Origin of the sequence: Roseitranquillus sediminis, from assembly GCF_016918935.1 — a bacterium.
Taxonomy (GTDB): domain Bacteria; phylum Pseudomonadota; class Alphaproteobacteria; order Rhodobacterales; family Rhodobacteraceae; genus Roseitranquillus; species Roseitranquillus sediminis.
The window spans coordinates 348,117-366,181 of sequence record NZ_JAFFOB010000005.1 but is presented as its reverse complement, the minus strand read 5'-3'; the positions used below and the strand labels follow the sequence as shown (position 1 = coordinate 366,181).

Genomic DNA, 18,065 nt, shown 5'->3' with positions numbered 1-18,065 from the left:
AACCCGGGGCCGCGGCGTCAGGTCGTGGGCCGATCAGCCGAACGGAGCACTGCCAGATGTCCATACCCCAGTCCGGCGGCGGCACGATCGAGCGGCAGGAGCAGCTGGCGGAGTACCTCGCCGCCGGATGCAAGCCGCGTGACGAGTGGCGGATCGGCACCGAGCATGAGAAGTTCGGCTATTGCCGCGACACGCTGAAGCCCTTGCCCTACGACGGACTGAGGTCGATCCGCGCGATGCTCGAAGGGCTGCGTGATCGCTTCGGCTGGGCGCCGGTCCAAGAGGGTGGCAACATCATAGGGCTGGAGAAGGATGGCGCCAACGTCAGCCTCGAGCCGGGCGGGCAGCTCGAGCTCTCCGGTGCGCCGCTGGAGACCATCCACCAGACCTGCGACGAGGTGAACGACCACCTGGCGCAGGTGAAGTCGGTGGCCGACGAGATCGGCGTGGGCTTCATCGGCCTCGGCGCTGCGCCGACCTGGACGCATGACGAGATGCCGATGATGCCGAAGGGGCGCTACCGGCTGATGACCGAGTACATGCAGAAGGTGGGCAGCCATGGCCTTCAGATGATGTACCGGACCTGCACGGTGCAGGTGAACCTCGATTTCGGCTCCGAGGCCGACATGGTGAAGAAGCTGCGGGTGGCGCTGGCGCTGCAGCCGGTCGCCACCGCGCTGTTCGCCAATTCGCCGCTCCTCGAGGGGAAGCTCAACGGCCACAAGTCCTGGCGCAGCCGGATCTGGCGCGACCTCGACGCCGACCGCACGGGCATGCTGCCCTGGGTCTTCGAGGAGGGGATGGGGTTCGAGCGTTGGACGGACTACGCGCTCGACGTGCCGATGTACTTCGTCTACCGCGACGGCCGCTACATCGACGCCACTGGTCAGAGCTTCCGCGACTTCATGCGCGGCGAGCTGCCGGCGCTGCCCGGCGAGAAGCCGACGCTGAGCGATTGGGCGGACCACCTGACGACGATCTTCCCCGAGGCGCGGATCAAGAAGTTCATTGAGATGCGCGGCGCCGATGGGGGCCCGTGGCGTCGCCTCTGCGCACTGCCGGCACTGTGGGTCGGGCTGCTCTACGACGACACCGCGCTCGGTGCGGCTTGGGATCTCGTGAAGGGGTGGGACGCCGAGACGCGTGACGGGCTGAGGGTGGCGGCCAGCGTCCACGGCCTTCAGGCCGAGGTCGACGGCCTGCGCATGTCCGAACTGGCGCGGCAGGTGGTGGATATCGCCGAGAGCGGCCTCAAGGCGCGCGCGCGGCCGGGGGCGGGCGGCCTCGTGCCGGACGAGACGCATTTCCTCAACACCCTGCGGGAGAGCGTCGAGGCAGAGCGCGTGCCCGCCGACGAGCTCATCGCCCGCTTCGAGGGCGAATGGCAGGGCGACGCCAGCCGGGTCTTCGACGAATACTCCTACTGAGCCGTCAGGCCACGCGCAGGTCGAGGACGAAGCGGCGGACTTCCTCGGCCGACATCTCGCACGGGTTGAGCAGCGCACGACCGTCCTCGAAGCGGTAGAGGTTGGCGCTGATCGCGCTGCGCCCCCCTGCCTCCTCGGCCAGGAGCTTGAAGCTGCGCCCGCCGGCAAAGGCGGTCTTGGCGCCGACCCAGCGCGCTCCGCCGAACACGCCTTCGAACCGCCCGACAGGCAGGGCGTCGAAAGCGGCGAGGAAGGCGTCGTCGGCGCTCATCGCGGCGGCGGCGGGCCGTACCGGTTGGTCCCGCCGTCTCCCTTGAGCAGGTAGAAGTACAACATCACGAGAAAGCCGATGACCGGGATCAGGTGCAGCAACACCCACCAGCCGGCGTGGTCGGAATCGTGCAGCCGCCGGACCGACACTGCGAGGGCCGGCAGCAGCATCGCGAGCGAGAAGATCGGCGCGAAGAGCTGCGTGCGGCCCGAGAAGATCAGCCCGTCCACCAGGCCGAAGACGAAGTTGCCCAGGAAGACGAAGAGCGCGAACCACCAGAACTCCGGCCGCGCGGCGCGCCCGGTGAAGGTGGCGTACTTGTTCAGGCAGGTTCGGACGGCATCCTGAAAGCCCATGGCCTCAGTCCTTGGCGATGGTGCGCCCCGCCCCGATCCGCGGTTCAGTCCCGGCACGCAGGCGCGCGATGTTCTGACGATGCCGCCAGAACACGAGAATCGCCAGTATCGCGATCAACGCGAGCACCTGGGTGAGTCCGAAAAGCCACGCCAGCGGCAGCGCCGCGACCGCCGCGATCAGCGCCGCCAGCGACGAGATGCGGAAGGCGATGGCCGAGGCGAGCCATGCGGCGCAGGCGGCGAGGCCGAGCGGCCAGGCCAGCGCCAGCAGGACGCCGAGGAACGTCGCCACGCCCTTGCCGCCCTTGAAGCCGGCGAAGACCGGGTAGAGGTGCCCGACGAAGGCCGCGAGCGCCGCGACCTGCGCTGCGTCCCCGCCCGCGAGCGCCCGTGCCACCAGGACCGCCGCCGCGCCCTTGCCCGCGTCCAGCACCAGCGTCAGGAAGGCCGCCAGCTTGTTGCCGGTCCTGAGGACGTTCGTCGCCCCGATGTTGCCCGACCCCACCGCCCGCAGGTCGCCGAGGTTCATCACCCGCGCCAGCACCAGCCCGAACGGGATAGACCCGACGAGGTAGGCGCCGACCGCGATCAGGAGGAGCGTCGGCAGGGAGGTGTCGAACGGCGGCATCGCCCTAGCTATCCGCCGCTGCCGGTCCGCCGGTCAACCGGGTGCGAGAGCGTCGCCACTGCCTGTGCCGCCAAAGACGCGTTCGCCGCCGACCCAGGTGCTCATCACGCGCCCCTGCATCCGCGCACCGTCGAACGGCGTGTTCTTCGACTTCGACAGCAGCGTGAAGCGGTCCAGCACGAACGGCGCGTCGGGATCGAAGAGCACGAGGTCCGCCGGCGTACCGGGCGCGAGCCGCCCGCCCGGCAGGCCGAGCCGCCGGGCGGGGTTGAGCGACATCGCCCGCCAGAGCGTCGGCAGGTCAAGGTCGCCGGCGTGGTGGAGTCGCATCGCCGCGGGCAGCAGCGTCTGCAGCGCGACCGCCCCGCTGGCCGCCTCGTCGTAGGGCAGGCGCTTCGACTCCTCGTCCTGCGGCGTGTGCATCGACGAGATAACGTCGATCAGGCCGCTGGCGACTGCCTCGACCACCGCCTGCCGGTCGTCCTCGGACCTGAGCGGCGGCTTGACCTTGAAGAAGGTGCGGTAGCCGCCGACGTCGAACTCGTTCAGCGTCAGGTGGTGGATCGAGACGCCGGCCGTCACGTCCAGACCCGCCGCCTTGGCCCGCTCCAGCGCCGGCAGGGCTGCGGCGGTCGTGACCTGGTCAGCGTGATAGCGGGCGGCGGCCATCTCGACCAGCGCAAGGTCGCGCTCGAGGCCGATCCGTTCGGCCATCGGCGACACCGCGGCCAAGCCACGCAGCGCGGCGAACTTGCCCGACGTGGCCGAGGCGCCGGCCGAGAGGCCGGGGTCCTGCGCGTGCCCCACGACCAGCGCCCCGAGGGCGCGGGCGTAGGTCAGGCAGCGGACGAAGACCTTCGGGTCGGTCACCACGGCATCCGCGTCGGTGAAGGCGACCGCGCCGGCGTCACGCAGGAACGCGATCTCCGTCATCTCCCGCCCCTGCCGGCCACGGGTCAGGGCGGCCATCGGCGCGACCCGCACCGCCGCCTCGTCGCGGGCGCGACGGGTGACGAACTCCAGTACCTCGGGCGTGTCGATCGCGGGCAGCGTGTCAGGGCGCGTGACCATCGTCGTCACGCCGCCCGCCGCCGCCGCCCGCCCAGCGCTGCGAAAGCTCTCCTTGTGCCGCTCGCCCGGCTCGCTGACCTTCACGCCGAGATCCACGATCCCGGGCGCGAGGCAGAGCCCGCCGCAGTCGAACCGCACCGCGTCGTCGGCCGGCCCCGGCTCCGCGATCAGACCGCCGCGCACCAGCAGCTGCCCCCGCCGCTCCTCCCCCCGCTCCGGGTCGACCAGGCGCGCGTCTGTAAACAGCAGCGGCCTCACGCCAGCTCCGCGACGAGGGGGCGGAAGATGCGGCCATGGCGCCCGGTCGTGCGCAGGTCGCTGATCCGCTTCAGCCGGCCGAACGTGGTCATGCGGCCGCAAGCCACAGGAACGCGGCCGCGACGAGGAGGAGGAACAGGATCGCCGCCGGTCGCAGGCCGCGGCGGGCCGGCGGGCCGGCCGGCTTGTCGCCGGATGGCGCGGCTTCGGCTCGCGCAGGCGCATCACCTGCCATCGGGCGCAACGCGGCGACGTCCTCGCCGAGCTGTATCAGCGCCAGCGGCGAGAGCGGCGGCCGCGGGGACAGCGTCAGTTCCTCGTCGCCGAAGGCGCGCGACGTAACGATCAGGACGTGGCGCACGTCCGGTCCCGGCGCGGCTCGCGCCAGCTGGTCCGCCGGGGCGTCATAGCCCTGCCGGAGATAGCCGGTCAGCCCGAGCTCGGAAATGTCGCGTAGCGCCACGAGGTCGAGCCAGTAGGGATCGATCCGCTCGGTTCCCAAGGCCTCGGTGACGGCGCCGGCCTCACGTGGCTCCATGCGAAGACCTTCGATGAGGCGTTGCCCTGCCTCCGTCTCCGACGCGACGGCGTAGAGCCGCAGGCGGCCATGCTCGAAGGGCCGGACCTCGGTCCAGCTGTCGGTCTCGTCGCTCATGCGGCCCTCGCGGCTTGGAGGTTGCGGGCGAGCAGGTCCATCGCGGCCATGCGAACAGCGACGCCCATCTCGACTTGCTCCTGAATGACGGAGCGGTTGATGTCGTCGGCCAGCGTGCCGTCGATCTCGACGCCCCGGTTCATCGGGCCGGGGTGCATGACGATGGCGTCGGGCGCGGCGTGGGCAAGCTTGCGCGCATCGAGGCCGAAGCGGTGATAGTACTCCCGCTCGCTCGGGATGAAGGCGCCGTCCATGCGCTCGCGCTGGAGGCGAAGCATCATGACGACATCGGCGCCGGCAAGACCCTTCGCCATGTCGTCCGTCACCTCGACGCCCCAGTCGGCTATGCCGGCCGGCATCAGCGTCGGCGGCCCGACGAGGCGGATCCGCGCCTCCATCTTCCCGAGCAGCAGGATGTTGGACCGCGCGACACGGCTGTGCGCGATGTCGCCGCAGATCGCGACTGTCAGCCGGTGCAGCCGCCCCTTGGCCCGCCGTATGGTCAGCGCGTCGAGCAGCGCCTGCGTCGGGTGCTCGTGCCGGCCGTCGCCGGCATTCAGGACGGCGCAGTTCACCTTCTGCGCCAGGAGGTCGACCGCGCCCGAATGCGGATGCCGCACCACGAGCAGGTCCGGCCGCATGGCGTTCAGCGTCAGCGCGGTGTCGATCAGCGTCTCGCCCTTGCGGATCGAGCTCGCCTGCATCTGCATCGACATGACGTCCGCGCCGAGGCGCTTGCCGGCAAGCTCGAAGCTCGCCTGCGTTCGCGTCGACGACTCGAAGAACATGTTGATCTGGGTGAGGCCCGCCAGCGCATCGGAATGCTTGGCGTCGCTGCGATTGAGCGCGACGTAGGTGTCGGCGAGGTCGAGAACGGCCGTGATCTCGTCCGGGGCCAGATGCTCTATGCCAAGCAGGTGGCTGGCGCGGAAGGTCATGGGCGCTCTCCGGACACGGGGAGCGCTTATAGCCGCTGGCCGGGCGCTGGCAAGCGTGGACTCCGGCCGCGGCCGGGCCTAGCGTCCCGCCGATGATGCCGCAGATGGACACTGGAGAGTTGCACGCGCTGCTGGCGTGGCAGGTGGAGTTGGGCGCGACCGAGGCGATCGGCGACACCCCGATCAACCGCTATGCGTCGCCGATGCGGCTCGAAGCTGCAGCGCCGGCACCCGCGGAGCCTGCGCCCGCCGAGGAGGTCGATCCCGTCGCCGTGGCGACCGAGGCCGCGGCCGGGGCGCGGGACCTCGCCGGCCTCTCGGCGGCGATGGCGGCCTTCACCCACTGCGAGTTGAAGCGGGGGGCGCAGAACACCGTCTTCGCCGACGGCAATCCGGCCGCTCGTGTGATGGTCATCGGCGAGGCGCCGGGGCGCGAGGAAGACCTTGCCGGCCGGCCCTTCGTCGGTGCGGCGGGGCGGCTGCTCGACCGGATGTTCGCTGCCATCGGCCTCGACCGTACCGCCGAGGATGCGGCGCAGGCGCTCTACATCACGAACGTGCTGCCGTGGCGCCCGCCGCAGAACCGCGATCCCGACCCGGACGAGATCGCGATGCTGCTGCCCTTCCTGCGCCGCCACGTGGAGCTGGCGCAGCCCGAGGTGCTGGTCTGCATGGGCAACATCTCGTGCCTCGCGCTCTTCGGGCGCAAGGGTGTGACGCGGCTGCGCGGCCGCTGGGCCGAGGTGCTGGGCCGGCCGGCGCTGCCGATGTTCCACCCGGCCTACCTGCTCAGGACGCCCGCGGCCAAGCGCGAGGCGTGGGCGGACCTGCTGTCGCTGCAGGCGCGGCTGCGGGAGGGGCAGCGTTGAGCCGGATCGACGAGAGCCGCGCCTTCGTCCCGGTGCGGATCGCGGTGCTGACGGTATCGGATACGCGCACGGAGGCCGACGACAGGTCCGGCACGACACTGGTCGAGCGGATCGAGGGCGCGGGCCACGCCATCGCCGCGCGTGCCATCGTGGCCGACGAGCGCGACCGCATCGCGGCGACGTTGCGCGCATGGTGCGCCGACCCGGCTATTGATGTGGTGATTTCCACCGGCGGCACCGGGCTTACCGGCCGCGACGTGACGGTGGAGGCGCACCGCGACGTCTACGAGAAGGAGATCGAGGCCTTCGCCACGGTCTTCACCATCGTGTCGATGAACAAGATCGGGACGTCGGCGGTGCAGAGCCGGGCGACGGGTGGCGTGGCGCACGGGACGTATCTCTTCGCGCTGCCCGGCAGTCCCGGCGCGTGCCGCGATGCTTGGGACGAGATCCTGGCGCCGCAGCTCGACTATCGCCACCGGCCGTGCAACTTCGTCGAGATCATGCCGCGGCTGGATGAGCATCTGCGGCGAAAGTAGCGACGGAAACATCTGCCTCGGCCGTTGAACTCACGTCACGCCACTGTGGCTTGGTGTCGGCGTCGCCGATGCTATCTTCGTGAACGTGCTGAAAAGGCTCTGACATGCGTTTCCTCCGCCGCTCGCTCGTCGGCGTCTTTCTCCTGTCCCTGACGCTGGCGCTCTTCGTGGCGGCCGGGTGGACCGTGCTCGGTGCGCTCAGGACGGTATGGAACGAGGAGGCGCCGGTGCGCGAGGCGCGCGAGCGGGTGTTCGCGGTGAACGTGCTGACCGTGACGCCCCAGACGCTGACGCCGGTGCTGACAACCTACGGGCAGATCGAGAGCCGTCGCACGCTGGAGCTGCGGGCTGGGACCTCGGGCCGCGTGGTGGAGTTGCACGAGGACTTCCAGGAAGGCGGCGCGGTCGCGGCCGGAGAGACGGTGGCGCGGATCGACCCGGTGACGGCGGAGGCGGCGCTGGCTGTGGCGCGGGCCGACGTGGCCGAGGCGGAGGCCGACCTGCGCGACGCGGAGCGTGGCGTCGACCTGGTGGGCGAGGATCTTGCGTCGGTCACGGCACAGGCCGAGCTGCGGACGCGGGCGCTGGAGCGGCAACGCGACCTCGATGCGCGTGGGGTCGGCACCGCGTCGGCGGTCGAGGAGGCCGAACTCGCGGCCGCGTCGGCAGATCAGGCGGTCGTCGCGCGGCGGCAGTCGCTGGCGCAGGCGGAGGCTCGGCTCGATCTGGCGCGCATCGAGCTCGAACGCCGCCGGATCGCGCTGGCCGAGGCCGAACGGTCCTTGGAAGACACCGAGATTGTCGCCGGCTTTTCCGGCGTCCTCACCGACGTCGCGGCGGTGGAGGGTGGCCTCGTCGCTGCCAACGAGCAGCTTGCGCGGCTGGTCGATTCGGATGCTCTCGAGGTCGCGTTCCGCCTGTCGGCGCCACAATACGCGCGCCTTCTCAGCGCGGAGGGCGACCTGCGGCGGCTGCCGGTGGTGGCGTCGCTTGACGTGATGGGTGTCGATGTGACGGCGCGGGGCGAGATCACCCGCGAGAGCGCGGTGGTGGGCGAGGGGCAGACCGGACGGCGGGTTTTTGCGCGGCTGGAGAGCGCCGAGGGCTTTCGCCCCGGTGACTTCGTGACCGTAAGCATCGAGGAGCCGCCGCTCGACGAGGTGGCGCTGCTGCCGGCGGCCGCGGTCGACAGCGCGAACACGGTGCTGACGGTCACGGCCGACGAGCGCTTGGAGCTGGCCGATGTGGAGCTGCTGCGCAGGCAGGGCGACGATGTCATCGTCCGCGCCGCCGGGCTGGCCGGAGCCGAGGTCGTGGCCGAGCGCGTGCCGATGCTCGGGCCCGGCATCAGCGTGCGCCCGAACCGCGCCGACGGGACTGCCGCCGAGGCGCGGGCCGAGATGCTGGAGTTGAGCGACGAGCGGCGCGCGCGACTCGTCGCGTTCGTGGAGGGCCAGAGCGGGATGCCCGACCGCGCCAAGGAGCGGGTTCTGGCGCAACTGCGCGAGCCGCAGGTGCCGGCGCAGGTGGTCGAGCGGATCGAGCAGCGGATGGGCGGCTGATGGGCGGCGGAATCCTCGCCTATTTCGCCCGCCACCGGACGGCGGCGAACCTGCTCCTGGTGCTGATGGTGGCGCTGGGCGTTGCGGCGTTCCCGCAGATGCGGGCGCAGTTTTTCCCCGACGTGGTGATCGACGAGATCGACGTTGACGTGACCTGGTCCGGCGCCGGTGCCGAGGACGTCGACAGCGGTATCGTGCAGCTGCTCGAACCGGTGCTGCTGGCGGTGGAGGGCGTGGTCGAGACCGAGTCGCGATCGTCGGAGGGTCGCGCCTCCATCGAGGTGGAATTCGAGCCCGGTTGGGACATGAGCCGCGCGGCCGAGGACGTGCAGGCGGCCGTGGACGGGGTGAACAACCTGCCCGAGGAGGCCGAGGAGCCGCGCGTCGGCCGCGGCGGCTGGCGCGACCGGGTGACGGACGTGGTCATCACCGGTCCGGTCGGGGTCGAGCAGCTCGGCCGATATGCCGACGAGTTCGTCGCGCGGCTCTTTGCCGAGGGCGTCACGCGCACCACGATTCGCGGCCTCGCGGCGCCGGAGACGCTGGTCGAGGTGCCGTCGCTGTCGCTGATCAGGCATGGCCTGACGTTGCGCGAGATTGCCGATGCAGTCGCGGCCGCCGCCAGCGTCAATCCTGCCGGGGAGGTGTCCGGCGCCGCCCGGCTGCGCACCGGCAGCGAGCGGCGCACGGCGGACGAGCTGGCGGACGTCGTGCTGCGCTCGAACCCCGACGGATCGTCGCTGACGGTGGGGGACGTGGCGACGATCCGCACTCTCGGCGCAGACCGCAATGCCGCCTTCTTCGTGGGCGGCGATCCTGCGGTGACAGTCCGGGTCGACCGCTCGGATCGGGGCGATGCGATCGACATCCAGCGGCAGGTCGAGGAGGTGGCGGCGGAGATGGAGCCGACGCTGCCCGCGGGCGTCACCATCGACCTGATCAACACCCGCGCCGAAATGATCACGGGGCGGCTGCAGATACTGCTCGACAACGGGCTGATGGGCCTCGGGCTGGTCGTCTGCCTGCTGTTCCTGTTCCTCAATGCGCGCACCGCCTTCTGGGTGGCGGCGGGCATCCCGGTCGCCATGACGGCGGCCATTGCGATCATGTACCTGGCAGGGCTCACGCTGAACATGATCTCGCTCTTCGCGCTGATCATCACGCTCGGCATCGTCGTCGACGACGCTATCGTGGTGGGCGAGCACGCGGACTTCCGCGCGCGGCGCCTGCGCGAGCCGCCGGTTGTGGCGGCGGAAAACGCGGCGCGGCGCATGTTCCTGCCGGTGTTCTCGGCGACGCTGACCACCGTCATCGCCTTCTTCGGTCTCGTGACGATCGGCGGGCGCTTTGGCGAGCTGATCGCCGACATCCCCTTCACCGTGATCGTGGTGCTGCTGGCAAGCCTGATCGAGTGCTTCCTGATCCTCCCTGCGCACATGGCGCACGCGCTGACCCACACGGCGAAGGAGCACTGGTACGATTGGCCGTCGCGGCAGGTGAACCGCGGCTTCCGCTGGGTGCGCGACCGGCTGTTTCGGCCGATGATGGCGGGGGTGGTCGTGCTGCGCTATCCGGTCGTGGCGGTGATGGTGCTGCTTCTGGCCAGCCAGGCCGCGCTCTTCATTCGCGGCGACGTGCAGTGGCGGTTCTTCAGTTCGCCCGAGGAGAGCTCGATCTCGGGCAACTTCGCGATGGTCCCCGACGCGACGCGCTCGGACACGATGGAGATGCTGCGCCTGATCCAGCGGACGGTGGACGAGCTCGGGGCGGCGTACGAGGCGGAGCACGGGCGAAACCCGCTGGCCCATGTCCTGGCGCAGATCGGCGGCGGCGCGGGGCGCGGGCTCGCCGGAGCCGACACCAAGGAGCCCGACCAGCTCGGCGCGATCTCGGTCGAGCTGATCGACACCGACCTCAGGCCCTACTCCAGCTCGGCCTTCCTCGCCGACCTGCAGGAGCGGGTGCCGCCGCACCCCAAGCTTGAGACGCTGAGCTTCCGCGGCTGGCGCGGCGGGCCGGGCGGCGACTCGCTCGACGTGGAGTTGAGTGGCGCCGACGCGCCCACGCTCAAGGCCGCGGCCGAGGCGCTGAAGGCGCGGGCGGCGCAGTTCCCCGAGGTCTCGGCGCTCGAGGACACGCTCGCCTACGACAAGGACGAGCTGGTGCTGGAGCTGACGCCGCAGGGGCAGGCGCTGGGCTTCACCATCGACGCGCTGGGGCGGACGCTCAGGGATCGGCTGAGCGGGATCGAGGCGGCGACCTATCCCGAAGGCATTCGCTCCGCCGCGATCCGCGTCGAGCTGCCGGAGGCCGAGCTGACGGCGGACTTCCTCGACCGAACGATGCTGCGCACCGCGGCGGGGGACTATGTGCCGCTCGTCGACATCGTGACGGTCGAGAGCAGGCACGGCTTCTCGACCATTCGGCGGGAGAACGGTGTGCGCGTGGTCAGCGTCCTCGGCGACATATCCGAGGACGATCCGGCCCGTGCGCAGGCGGTCCAGGACGCGCTGCGCGATGAAATTCTGCCCGCGATCGAGGCGGAGTTCGGCATCTCCACCCGCCTTGCCGGCCTCGCCGAGCAGGAGAGCGAGTTCCTGAGCGAGGCGGCGGTCGGCCTGATCATGTGCCTCGCCGGCATCTACATCGTGCTGACCTTCATCTTTGCCTCGTGGTCACGGCCGCTGGTGGTGATGGCGATCATCCCATTCGGCCTCGTTGGCGCGATCTGGGGCCATTACCTCTGGCAGGTGCCGATGAACATCTTCTCGGTCGTCGGCCTGATCGGGATGGTGGGCATCATCATCAACGATTCGATTGTGCTGGTGACGACGATCGACGAGTACGGGCGCGAGCGTGGGATCATCCCGGCGATCATCGACGGCGCGGCCGACCGCCTTCGGCCGGTGCTGCTGACCACGCTGACCACGGTGCTGGGGTTGGCGCCGCTGCTCTACGAGAGTTCGCAGCAGGCGCAGTTCCTCAAGCCGACGGTCATTACGCTGGTCTTCGGGCTGGGCTTCGGAATGGTGCTGGTGCTGATGCTGGTGCCCGCGCTCATGGCGACGCAGGAAGATGCGCGGCGGGCGCGGACGGCGATGCGCCGCTCCCTTTCGGCGCGCGGCAGGTCGGCGCGGCTGGCGACGCTCGCGGGGCTGGCGGCGGCGGCGGTACTTTTCGCGGTGACGATCCTGCCGGTGATGGTGTCGGGCGGGGCGCTCGCACCGCTCGCCGCCCTGGCGCCGTCGCTTCCTCCGCTGGCGGTGGCGTGCAGCGCCTTTGCCGCAGGCCTCCTCGCGGTGCTCTTCGCGATCTATCTGGCTGCCGGGCTGGCCGGCGGTGCGCTGAGGCGGGGCTGACCCGGCGTCAGCGTTCGGCCGCCGCGACGGCCGCGTCACCGGAACAGCCGCGAATGTCCACCGCGCCCGCCTCGCCGAGCACGGTAAAGCGCAACTGCGACCGGTCGAGCGCGAACGGCGCGCCCTGCGGCGGCACCAGCTCTGCGGTGGCAACGAGCGCGCCGCCGGAGCGGCTCGTCTCCACCTCGGATACCCATACCTCCGGGTCCGAGAACTCGACCACCGCCGTCTCTTCGCCACCGAGGCGCGGCACGCGCACAGTTGCCGTCAGCCGCATTCCGTCGGCGATTGGCTGCAGGGCGCAGTCCACCGCGTGGTCCGCCCGCTGGGGCACGTCGGAGAGCGCTGCGCGGATCGTCGCGTCAGGCGTCGTGGCGTCGACGTCGAGCTCCGCCGCCACGTCGACCTCGACCGGGATGCAGACGGTCTGGCACACGCCGATCTCGATGCGGCCGCGGAGCGAGATATTCTCGCCGGCGCGGCTCGGACGCAGGGCGAGCGGAAGGACGACCATCTCGGAATAGCCGATGCTGCGATAGCCGTTCGCCGTGAAGACCTGAGGCGTCGGCCAGGCGGTGCTGGCGGCGCCGAGGTTGCGCGAGCCACTCCAGTCGAACCGGGGCGGGATGCCCGCCTCGCCCGGATAGCGCCAGTAGGTCTTCCACCCCGGCGCCAGTGTCATGCGCAGCCCGGCCATGTGGATGCCATCGGCCTGCCGCCATCCCGGCAGGACATCGACCCGGACCACGTCGTCGGCCGTCTGCGCGACGGCGGCTCCGGCCGAGAGGATGAGGGACACGAGCAGGCGGAACATGGCCTCAAGGCTTACCGTCCGTCCCGGCGGAGGGCCAGCCGCCGTATGAACACAATCCCGCTACGGCGGGGCGCCCGGGCTGTTGCGGCACCGCGTCGCCGGCCTATACTTCGCGAATGCAAATCGACAGCGATGCGAGCGACCTTAGCGGCCGGCTGCTGGTGGCGATGCCCAGCATGGGCGATCCCCGTTTCTCCCGAAGTGTGGTCTTCGTCTGCGCCCACTCGGAAGACGGCGCGATGGGCCTTATCGTCAACAAGCCCGCGAGCGAACTCGACCCGTCCGACCTGATGCGCCAGCTCGAGATCGAGGTGGCGCCCGATGCGCGGCCGATACGGGTGCACTTCGGCGGTCCGGTAGAATGCGGGCGTGGCTTCGTGCTGCACTCCTCCGACTATGGAGAGGCCACGTCGACGCTGCAGGTGGGCGAGCGCTTCGGCATGACTGCGACGCTCGACATCCTGCACGACATCGCGCAGGGCGCCGGGCCCGAGGCGGCGATTCTCGCCCTCGGCTACGCCGGCTGGGGTCCAGGCCAACTCGAGGTAGAGCTGCAGGAGAACGGCTGGCTGGTCTGCGACGCGTCCTCCGAGATCGTCTTCGGCGAGCGGGACGATCGCAAGTGGAACGCGGCGCTCGAGAGTCTGGGGATCGATGCACTGCTGCTCTCTTCCGAGGGCGGTCATGCCTGACGCGGGGCCGCGGCCCGGCGCAGCCGGTCGTTAATCGCGCGCCCGAGGCCGCGCTCGGGAATGGGTGAGACGGCAATCCGCTCGACACCGTGGCGGTCCAGCTCGTGGAGGCAGCCGAAGAGCCTGGCCGCCGCCTCGGTCAAATCGCCGGAGCGGGAGAGGTTGAGGTCGGCCTCGACCAGGCCGAAGCCGAGCAGCACCTCGCCCGGCTCCGCCCTTGCGGCATCGAGCCTCAGGCGTCCTCGCGGCGCGTAGTGAGAGGCAATCTGTCCCGGCGCCACAATCCCGCCCTCGTGCGTCGCCAGGGGGCGGCCCAGGCAGGCCTCGACCTCCTCGGCCGGCAGGCCGCCCGGCCGCAGGAGGCGCGGGCGTCCCGCGAGGCCGACGATCGTCGACTCGACTCCGACGGTGCAGCGCCCGCCTTCTACCACCGCTGAAATCCGGCCGCCGAGCCCGGCGAGGACGTGCGCCACCTCCGTGGGACTGACGCGGCCCGACGGGTTCGCCGAGGGCGCGGCAAGCGGCCGCTTCGCCGCCCTCAGCACCGCCTGCGCCACCGGATGCGCCGGAACCCGCACCGCCACCGTCTCAAGCCCCGCCCGCGTCAGCGCGGACACCGTCTCCGCCCGTGCCGGCAGGACCAGCGTGAGCGGACCGGGCCAGAAGGCTGCGGCCAGCCGCTCGGCCACATCGTCGAACTCCGCGATCCTGCGCGCCGCGGCGAGGTCGGGCACGTGGACGATCAGCGGATTGAATCGCGGCCGGGCCTTCGCCTCGTAGATCCTCGCGACCGCCTCGTCCTGCGTCGCATCCGCTCCAAGGCCGTAAACCGTCTCGGTCGGGAACGCCACGAGTGCGCCTGAGCGCAGCAGCTCACCCGCGCGCGCCGGTCCGTCGCCGTCCGGGGGGAGAAGCTCGGTTGCAACCATGCGATGATCCCGTGACGCGGCGTTCGGGTGGACGGAGCGGCAGCACCGCCCGATCATGCCGTCCTATACCGGTCCGCGCCGCGCGGGCCACCCTTCGCGAGCAGGAGACTGCCATGCCCTACCGCGCGCCGATCCGCGACCTCCGCTTCCTGCTCGACCACGTGGTCGATTTCGGGCAGGTCGCTGCGACCCAGCGGTTCGCGGAGGCGACGCCGGAGACGGTTGAGGTAATCCTGACCGAGGCCGCCCGCCTCTGCGAGGAGGTGATGGCGCCGCTGCAGCGCGTCGGCGACACCGATCCCGCCCGGCTCGAGAACGGCGTGGTGCGGACGCCGAATGGCTTCGGCGAAGCCTACCGGGCTATTGCCGAGGGCGGCTGGATCGGCATCTCGGCTGATCCCGAACACGGTGGAATGGGCCTGCCGCAGACGCTGACCACGGCAGTCAACGAGATGATGTCCTCCGCCTGCCTGGCGCTGCAGCTGAACCCGCTGATGACCCAAGGCCAGATCGAGGCGCTGGAGCGGCATGCGGACGACGCGATGCGGGAGGTTTACCTGCCGAAGCTCGTCTCGGGTGCGTGGTGCGGCACGATGAACCTGACCGAGCCGCACGCGGGCAGCGACGTCGGCGCGCTGAGAACCCGGGCCGAACCGAAAGGCGACGGCACCTATGCGATCACCGGGCAGAAGGTCTACATCACGTGGGCCGACAACGACTTTTCCGACAACGTCTGTCACCTCGTGCTGGCGCGTCTGCCGGATGCGCAATCCGGCACCCGTGGCATCAGCCTCTTCATGGTGCCGAAGCGCCTGCCGGATGCGAGCGGCGAGGCGGGCGTCGCCAACACGCTGCGTGTCGTGAGCCTGGAGCACAAGATGGGCCTGCACGGTTCGCCCACGGCGGTAATGGAGTATGACTGCGCCACGGGCTGGTTGGTCGGCGAACCCCACAGGGGCATGGCCGCGATGTTCACGATGATGAATAACGCCCGCCTCGGCGTCGGCGTGCAGGGCATCGGCGCCGCCGAGGGCGCGTACCAGCACGCGCTGGCCTATGCGCAGGACCGGATCCAGGGCCGCGCCTCGCGGGACGGCGCGACCGGCACGATCTTTGATCACGCCGACGTGCGCCGGATGCTGACGACGATGAAGGCCGAGACGCAGGCCGCGCGTGCGCTGGCGCTCTCCTGCGCCGCCGCCGCCGACATGGCGACCGCCACGGGCGCGGCCGAGTGGAAGGCGCGGGTGGCGCTGCTGACGCCAATCGTCAAGGTATTCGGCACCGAGACCGGGATGCGCGTCGCAGAGCTGGGCGTGCAGGTGCACGGCGGCATGGGCTATATCGAGGAGACCGGCGCGACCCAGTACTATCGCGATGTCCGCGTTACGGCGATCTACGAGGGCACCAACGGCATTCAGGCGATGGACCTCGTCGGTCGCAAGCTGGCCGATGGCGGCGAGGCCGCGTTCCGACTGCTGGACGAGATCGAAGCCGGCGCCGAAGTCGCCCGCTCCATGCTGCCGGAACTGGCGCAGGAGGTGTGGGAAGCGGCGGAAATGCTGCGCGAGACGGTCGAATGGCTGGTCGCGCGCCCCGATCCCGACGATCGCTTCGCTGGTGCATTCCCGTTCCTGCACGCGTTTGCGCGAGTGCTGGGCAGCCACTTCCACCTCAAGGCGGCCGTCGCCGAGGGCGGCGCGGGACCGCGCACCGCGCTCGCCGCGTTCTACATCCGCCGCCTGCTGCCGGAGCACGCGGCCCACTGCGCCCACGCGCGGGAAGGGGCGGAGGGGCTCTACGCGCTGACGGCCGACGACCTGGCGGCGTGAGCGGAGTGCGCTGATGGACGGCACGACGCCGGTGCTTGCCTTTCCGTGGGAGGCGGGGCCGGAGCCGGGCGCCGCGGTCGAGGTGGCGGAGGGCGTCCTCTGGATGCGCATCCCGCTGCCAATGACGCTGAACCACGTCAACGTCTACGCGCTCGACGACGGCGATGGCTGGACCGTGGTCGACACCGGCCTCGGCACTGCACGCATCCGCGACACGTGGCGCGCCTTGCTCGACGGGCCGCTGTCGGGCCGGCCGGTCCGGCGTGTGATCGTCACGCACCACCATCCCGACCACATCGGCCTCGCCGGATGGTTCCAGACCGCGGGCGCGGAGCTGGTGACGACGCGAACGGCCTGGCTGATGGCGCGGATGCTGACGCTCGACGTGCAGGAGAGGCCAGCGCCGGAGACGCTGAGCTACTGGCGCGCCGCTGGGATGGAGCCGACGCTCCTCTCTCGGCGCGCGGCGGAGCGCCCGTTCAACTTCGCCGACGTGGTGGCACCCCTGCCGCTCGGCTTCACGCGCATCGGAGAGGGCGACGTCTTAAGAGCCGGCGGGCGGGAGTGGCGGGTGCGGATTGGCGCCGGTCATGCGCCCGAGCATGCGACGCTCTGGTCCAATGACGGCGAGCTCGTGCTTGGCGGCGATCAGCTCCTGCCGTCGATCTCGCCCAACCTGGGCGTCTACGCGACCGAGCCCGAGGCCGACCCGGTGAGCGAATGGCTCGCCGCCTGTGAGCATCTGGCGCCCCATGCGACCGGCGCGCAGCTGGTCCTCCCGGGGCACAAGCTGCCTTATCGCGGCCTGCCCCTGCGTCTGCGGCAGCTGGTGGACAATCACCACGGCGCTCTGGGCGGCTGAAGGCGCACCTCGCTCAGCCACGCACGGCGACAGAATGCTTTGCGCCGCTCTTCAAGCGACAGATCGGCGAGGGCGAGTACGGCTTGGCGATGGTCGAGGCGATGGCGCATTGCCTCCATCTCTGGCATCGCGGCGAGGCGTCGCGGACACGGCGCGGGGATGGTGCGTGGCTCTGGCAGTCTCGGGCGTGACAGCGGCGCGGCGATGGTCTAATCGACCGGCAAGACAGCGATGAGGGCGGAAATGGCCGAACACAAGCACGGACACATGGACATCACCGAGCAGGAGCGCACGTTCGTCGGATTCGTCCAATGGGTCACCCGCACGGTCATCGTGATCCTCGTGCTTCTGGTCCTGCTCGCGCTGGTCAACGGCTAAACCTTGCGCAAAATCGTACTGACCGCAGCGCTGTTGGCGCTGGCGGCGTGTGGCGGCCCGGCCGAGCCGGTCTGGGCGCCCGATGCCGAGGTGCAGCGCCGCGCCTACTTCCATGACGGACCGCCGTCGCTGACGCTCTACACCGTCGTCAGCTCCAAGAACGATTCCGGCGCGCATACCGGATTGCTCGTCAACGGCTCGCAACGCGTGCTGTTCGATCCCGCCGGCAGCTTCCGCCTGCCCTTCTCGCCCGAGCGGAACGACGTGCATTTCGGCATCACCGATCAGGTCGAGAAGGTTTATGTCGACTACCACGCGCGCGAGACGTTCGACGTGATCCGGCAGGAGATCGTCGTCTCGCCCGAAGTGGCCGAGATGGCGCTGCGTGAGGTGCAGTCCTACGGCGCAGTTCCCAAGGCCCAATGTTCGCTCGCCATCAGCCGGGTGCTCTCGCGCCTGCCGGGCTTCGAGGGCTTCCCGCGAAGCTACTTCCCGAAGACGGCGATGAAGGCCTTTGCCGAACGTGGGGCGGGACCAGGCGCCCGTATCTCCGACGACGACGCGGACGAAAATCACGGCATCCTGATCCAGGCGAGCCAAGGCGCGGCCCAGCCGCCGGGCTGAG

At 70.6% G+C, this 18,065-nt stretch carries 17 protein-coding genes and 1 pseudogene; 10 read left to right on the top strand and 8 right to left on the bottom strand.

Annotated elements, in window-relative coordinates:
• The first annotated feature begins 56 nt into the window (after positions 1 to 56).
• Positions 57 to 1,427 (top strand): glutamate--cysteine ligase, encoded by a 1,371-nt coding sequence (locus tag JM664_RS02350; RefSeq protein ID WP_227418279.1) that lies wholly within the window; start codon positions 57 to 59, stop codon positions 1,425 to 1,427.
• A 4-nt stretch (positions 1,428 to 1,431) separates the two neighbouring features.
• Here the strand turns inward: JM664_RS02350 and JM664_RS02345 are convergent, their stop codons facing one another.
• The 6 genes from JM664_RS02345 to JM664_RS02320 all read right to left on the bottom strand — a co-directional run bounded on the left by JM664_RS02345 (position 1,432) and on the right by JM664_RS02320 (position 5,604).
• A complete protein-coding gene (locus tag JM664_RS02345) occupies positions 1,432 to 1,698 on the bottom strand; it encodes a hypothetical protein (protein WP_227418278.1) in 267 nt (88 codons plus the stop codon).
• Positions 1,695 to 2,054, bottom strand: coding sequence for a DUF805 domain-containing protein (locus JM664_RS02340; RefSeq protein ID WP_227418277.1), 360 nt, complete (start codon positions 2,052 to 2,054; stop codon positions 1,695 to 1,697). Before JM664_RS02340 ends, JM664_RS02345 begins: the two co-directional genes overlap by 4 nt.
• 4 nt (positions 2,055 to 2,058) lie before the next feature.
• Positions 2,059 to 2,682 carry a glycerol-3-phosphate 1-O-acyltransferase PlsY gene (gene plsY, locus JM664_RS02335; protein WP_227418276.1) on the bottom strand — a complete coding sequence of 208 codons (624 nt, stop codon included), beginning with the start codon at positions 2,680 to 2,682 and terminating at the stop codon, positions 2,059 to 2,061.
• A gap of 33 nt (positions 2,683 to 2,715) precedes the next feature.
• The gene (pyrC, locus tag JM664_RS02330; RefSeq protein WP_227418275.1) at positions 2,716 to 4,011 is read right to left on the bottom strand and encodes a dihydroorotase; all 1,296 of its coding nucleotides are present in this window, start codon (positions 4,009 to 4,011) and stop codon (positions 2,716 to 2,718) included.
• Positions 4,012 to 4,099: 88 nt separating this feature from the next.
• On the bottom strand, positions 4,100 to 4,666 hold the full coding sequence (locus tag JM664_RS02325; protein ID WP_227418274.1) for a hypothetical protein: 567 nt from the start codon (positions 4,664 to 4,666) through the stop codon (positions 4,100 to 4,102).
• Complete coding sequence (locus JM664_RS02320) at positions 4,663 to 5,604, bottom strand: aspartate carbamoyltransferase catalytic subunit (protein ID WP_227418273.1); 942 nt, start codon at positions 5,602 to 5,604, stop codon at positions 4,663 to 4,665. The genes JM664_RS02325 and JM664_RS02320 overlap by 4 nt, the downstream gene beginning before the upstream one ends.
• A 95-nt stretch (positions 5,605 to 5,699) precedes the next feature.
• Between JM664_RS02320 and JM664_RS02315 the strand changes: the two genes are divergently transcribed.
• The 4 genes from JM664_RS02315 (at position 5,700) to JM664_RS02300 (ending at position 11,933) form a co-directional block, all read left to right on the top strand.
• Complete coding sequence (locus tag JM664_RS02315; RefSeq protein ID WP_406675758.1) at positions 5,700 to 6,473, top strand: uracil-DNA glycosylase; 774 nt, start codon at positions 5,700 to 5,702, stop codon at positions 6,471 to 6,473.
• Positions 6,470 to 7,012: a molybdenum cofactor biosynthesis protein B gene (gene moaB / locus JM664_RS02310; protein ID WP_227418271.1), complete on the top strand. Its 543-nt coding sequence runs from the start codon at positions 6,470 to 6,472 to the stop codon at positions 7,010 to 7,012. The genes JM664_RS02315 and moaB overlap by 4 nt, the downstream gene beginning before the upstream one ends.
• A 104-nt stretch (positions 7,013 to 7,116) precedes the next feature.
• A complete protein-coding gene (locus JM664_RS02305; protein WP_227418270.1) occupies positions 7,117 to 8,574 on the top strand; it encodes an efflux RND transporter periplasmic adaptor subunit in 1,458 nt (485 codons plus the stop codon).
• Positions 8,574 to 11,933 (top strand): efflux RND transporter permease subunit, encoded by a 3,360-nt coding sequence (locus tag JM664_RS02300; RefSeq protein ID WP_227418269.1) that lies wholly within the window; start codon positions 8,574 to 8,576, stop codon positions 11,931 to 11,933. Before JM664_RS02305 ends, JM664_RS02300 begins: the two co-directional genes overlap by 1 nt.
• A 7-nt stretch (positions 11,934 to 11,940) precedes the next feature.
• Here the strand turns inward: JM664_RS02300 and JM664_RS02295 are convergent, their stop codons facing one another.
• Positions 11,941 to 12,747: a protein-disulfide reductase DsbD domain-containing protein gene (locus tag JM664_RS02295; protein ID WP_227418268.1), complete on the bottom strand. Its 807-nt coding sequence runs from the start codon at positions 12,745 to 12,747 to the stop codon at positions 11,941 to 11,943.
• A gap of 116 nt (positions 12,748 to 12,863) precedes the next feature.
• On the opposite strand from JM664_RS02295, the gene JM664_RS02290 reads away from it, so the two are divergent.
• Entirely contained in the window at positions 12,864 to 13,439 is a 576-nt protein-coding gene (locus JM664_RS02290) for a YqgE/AlgH family protein (protein WP_227418267.1), read from the top strand.
• On the opposite strand, the gene JM664_RS02285 is transcribed toward JM664_RS02290, so the two are convergent.
• A complete protein-coding gene (locus JM664_RS02285; protein WP_227418266.1) occupies positions 13,430 to 14,368 on the bottom strand; it encodes an L-threonylcarbamoyladenylate synthase in 939 nt (312 codons plus the stop codon). The genes JM664_RS02290 and JM664_RS02285 overlap by 10 nt on opposite strands.
• Positions 14,369 to 14,481: 113 nt before the next feature.
• Here JM664_RS02285 and JM664_RS02280 point away from each other — a divergent pair, with 113 nt between their 5' ends.
• The 4 genes and pseudogenes from JM664_RS02280 to JM664_RS02265 all read left to right on the top strand — a co-directional run bounded on the left by JM664_RS02280 (position 14,482) and on the right by JM664_RS02265 (position 18,064).
• Positions 14,482 to 16,200 carry an acyl-CoA dehydrogenase gene (locus JM664_RS02280; protein WP_227418265.1) on the top strand — a complete coding sequence of 573 codons (1,719 nt, stop codon included), beginning with the start codon at positions 14,482 to 14,484 and terminating at the stop codon, positions 16,198 to 16,200.
• A 13-nt stretch (positions 16,201 to 16,213) separates the two neighbouring features.
• Positions 16,214 to 17,253 (top strand): annotated as a pseudogene (locus JM664_RS02275) (MBL fold metallo-hydrolase).
• A gap of 52 nt (positions 17,254 to 17,305) precedes the next feature.
• The gene (locus tag JM664_RS02270; protein WP_227418264.1) at positions 17,306 to 17,440 is read left to right on the top strand and encodes an aa3-type cytochrome c oxidase subunit IV; all 135 of its coding nucleotides are present in this window, start codon (positions 17,306 to 17,308) and stop codon (positions 17,438 to 17,440) included.
• A 3-nt stretch (positions 17,441 to 17,443) separates the two neighbouring features.
• On the top strand, positions 17,444 to 18,064 hold the full coding sequence (locus JM664_RS02265; RefSeq protein ID WP_227418263.1) for a hypothetical protein: 621 nt from the start codon (positions 17,444 to 17,446) through the stop codon (positions 18,062 to 18,064).
• The last annotated feature ends 1 nt before the right edge of the window (position 18,065 follow it).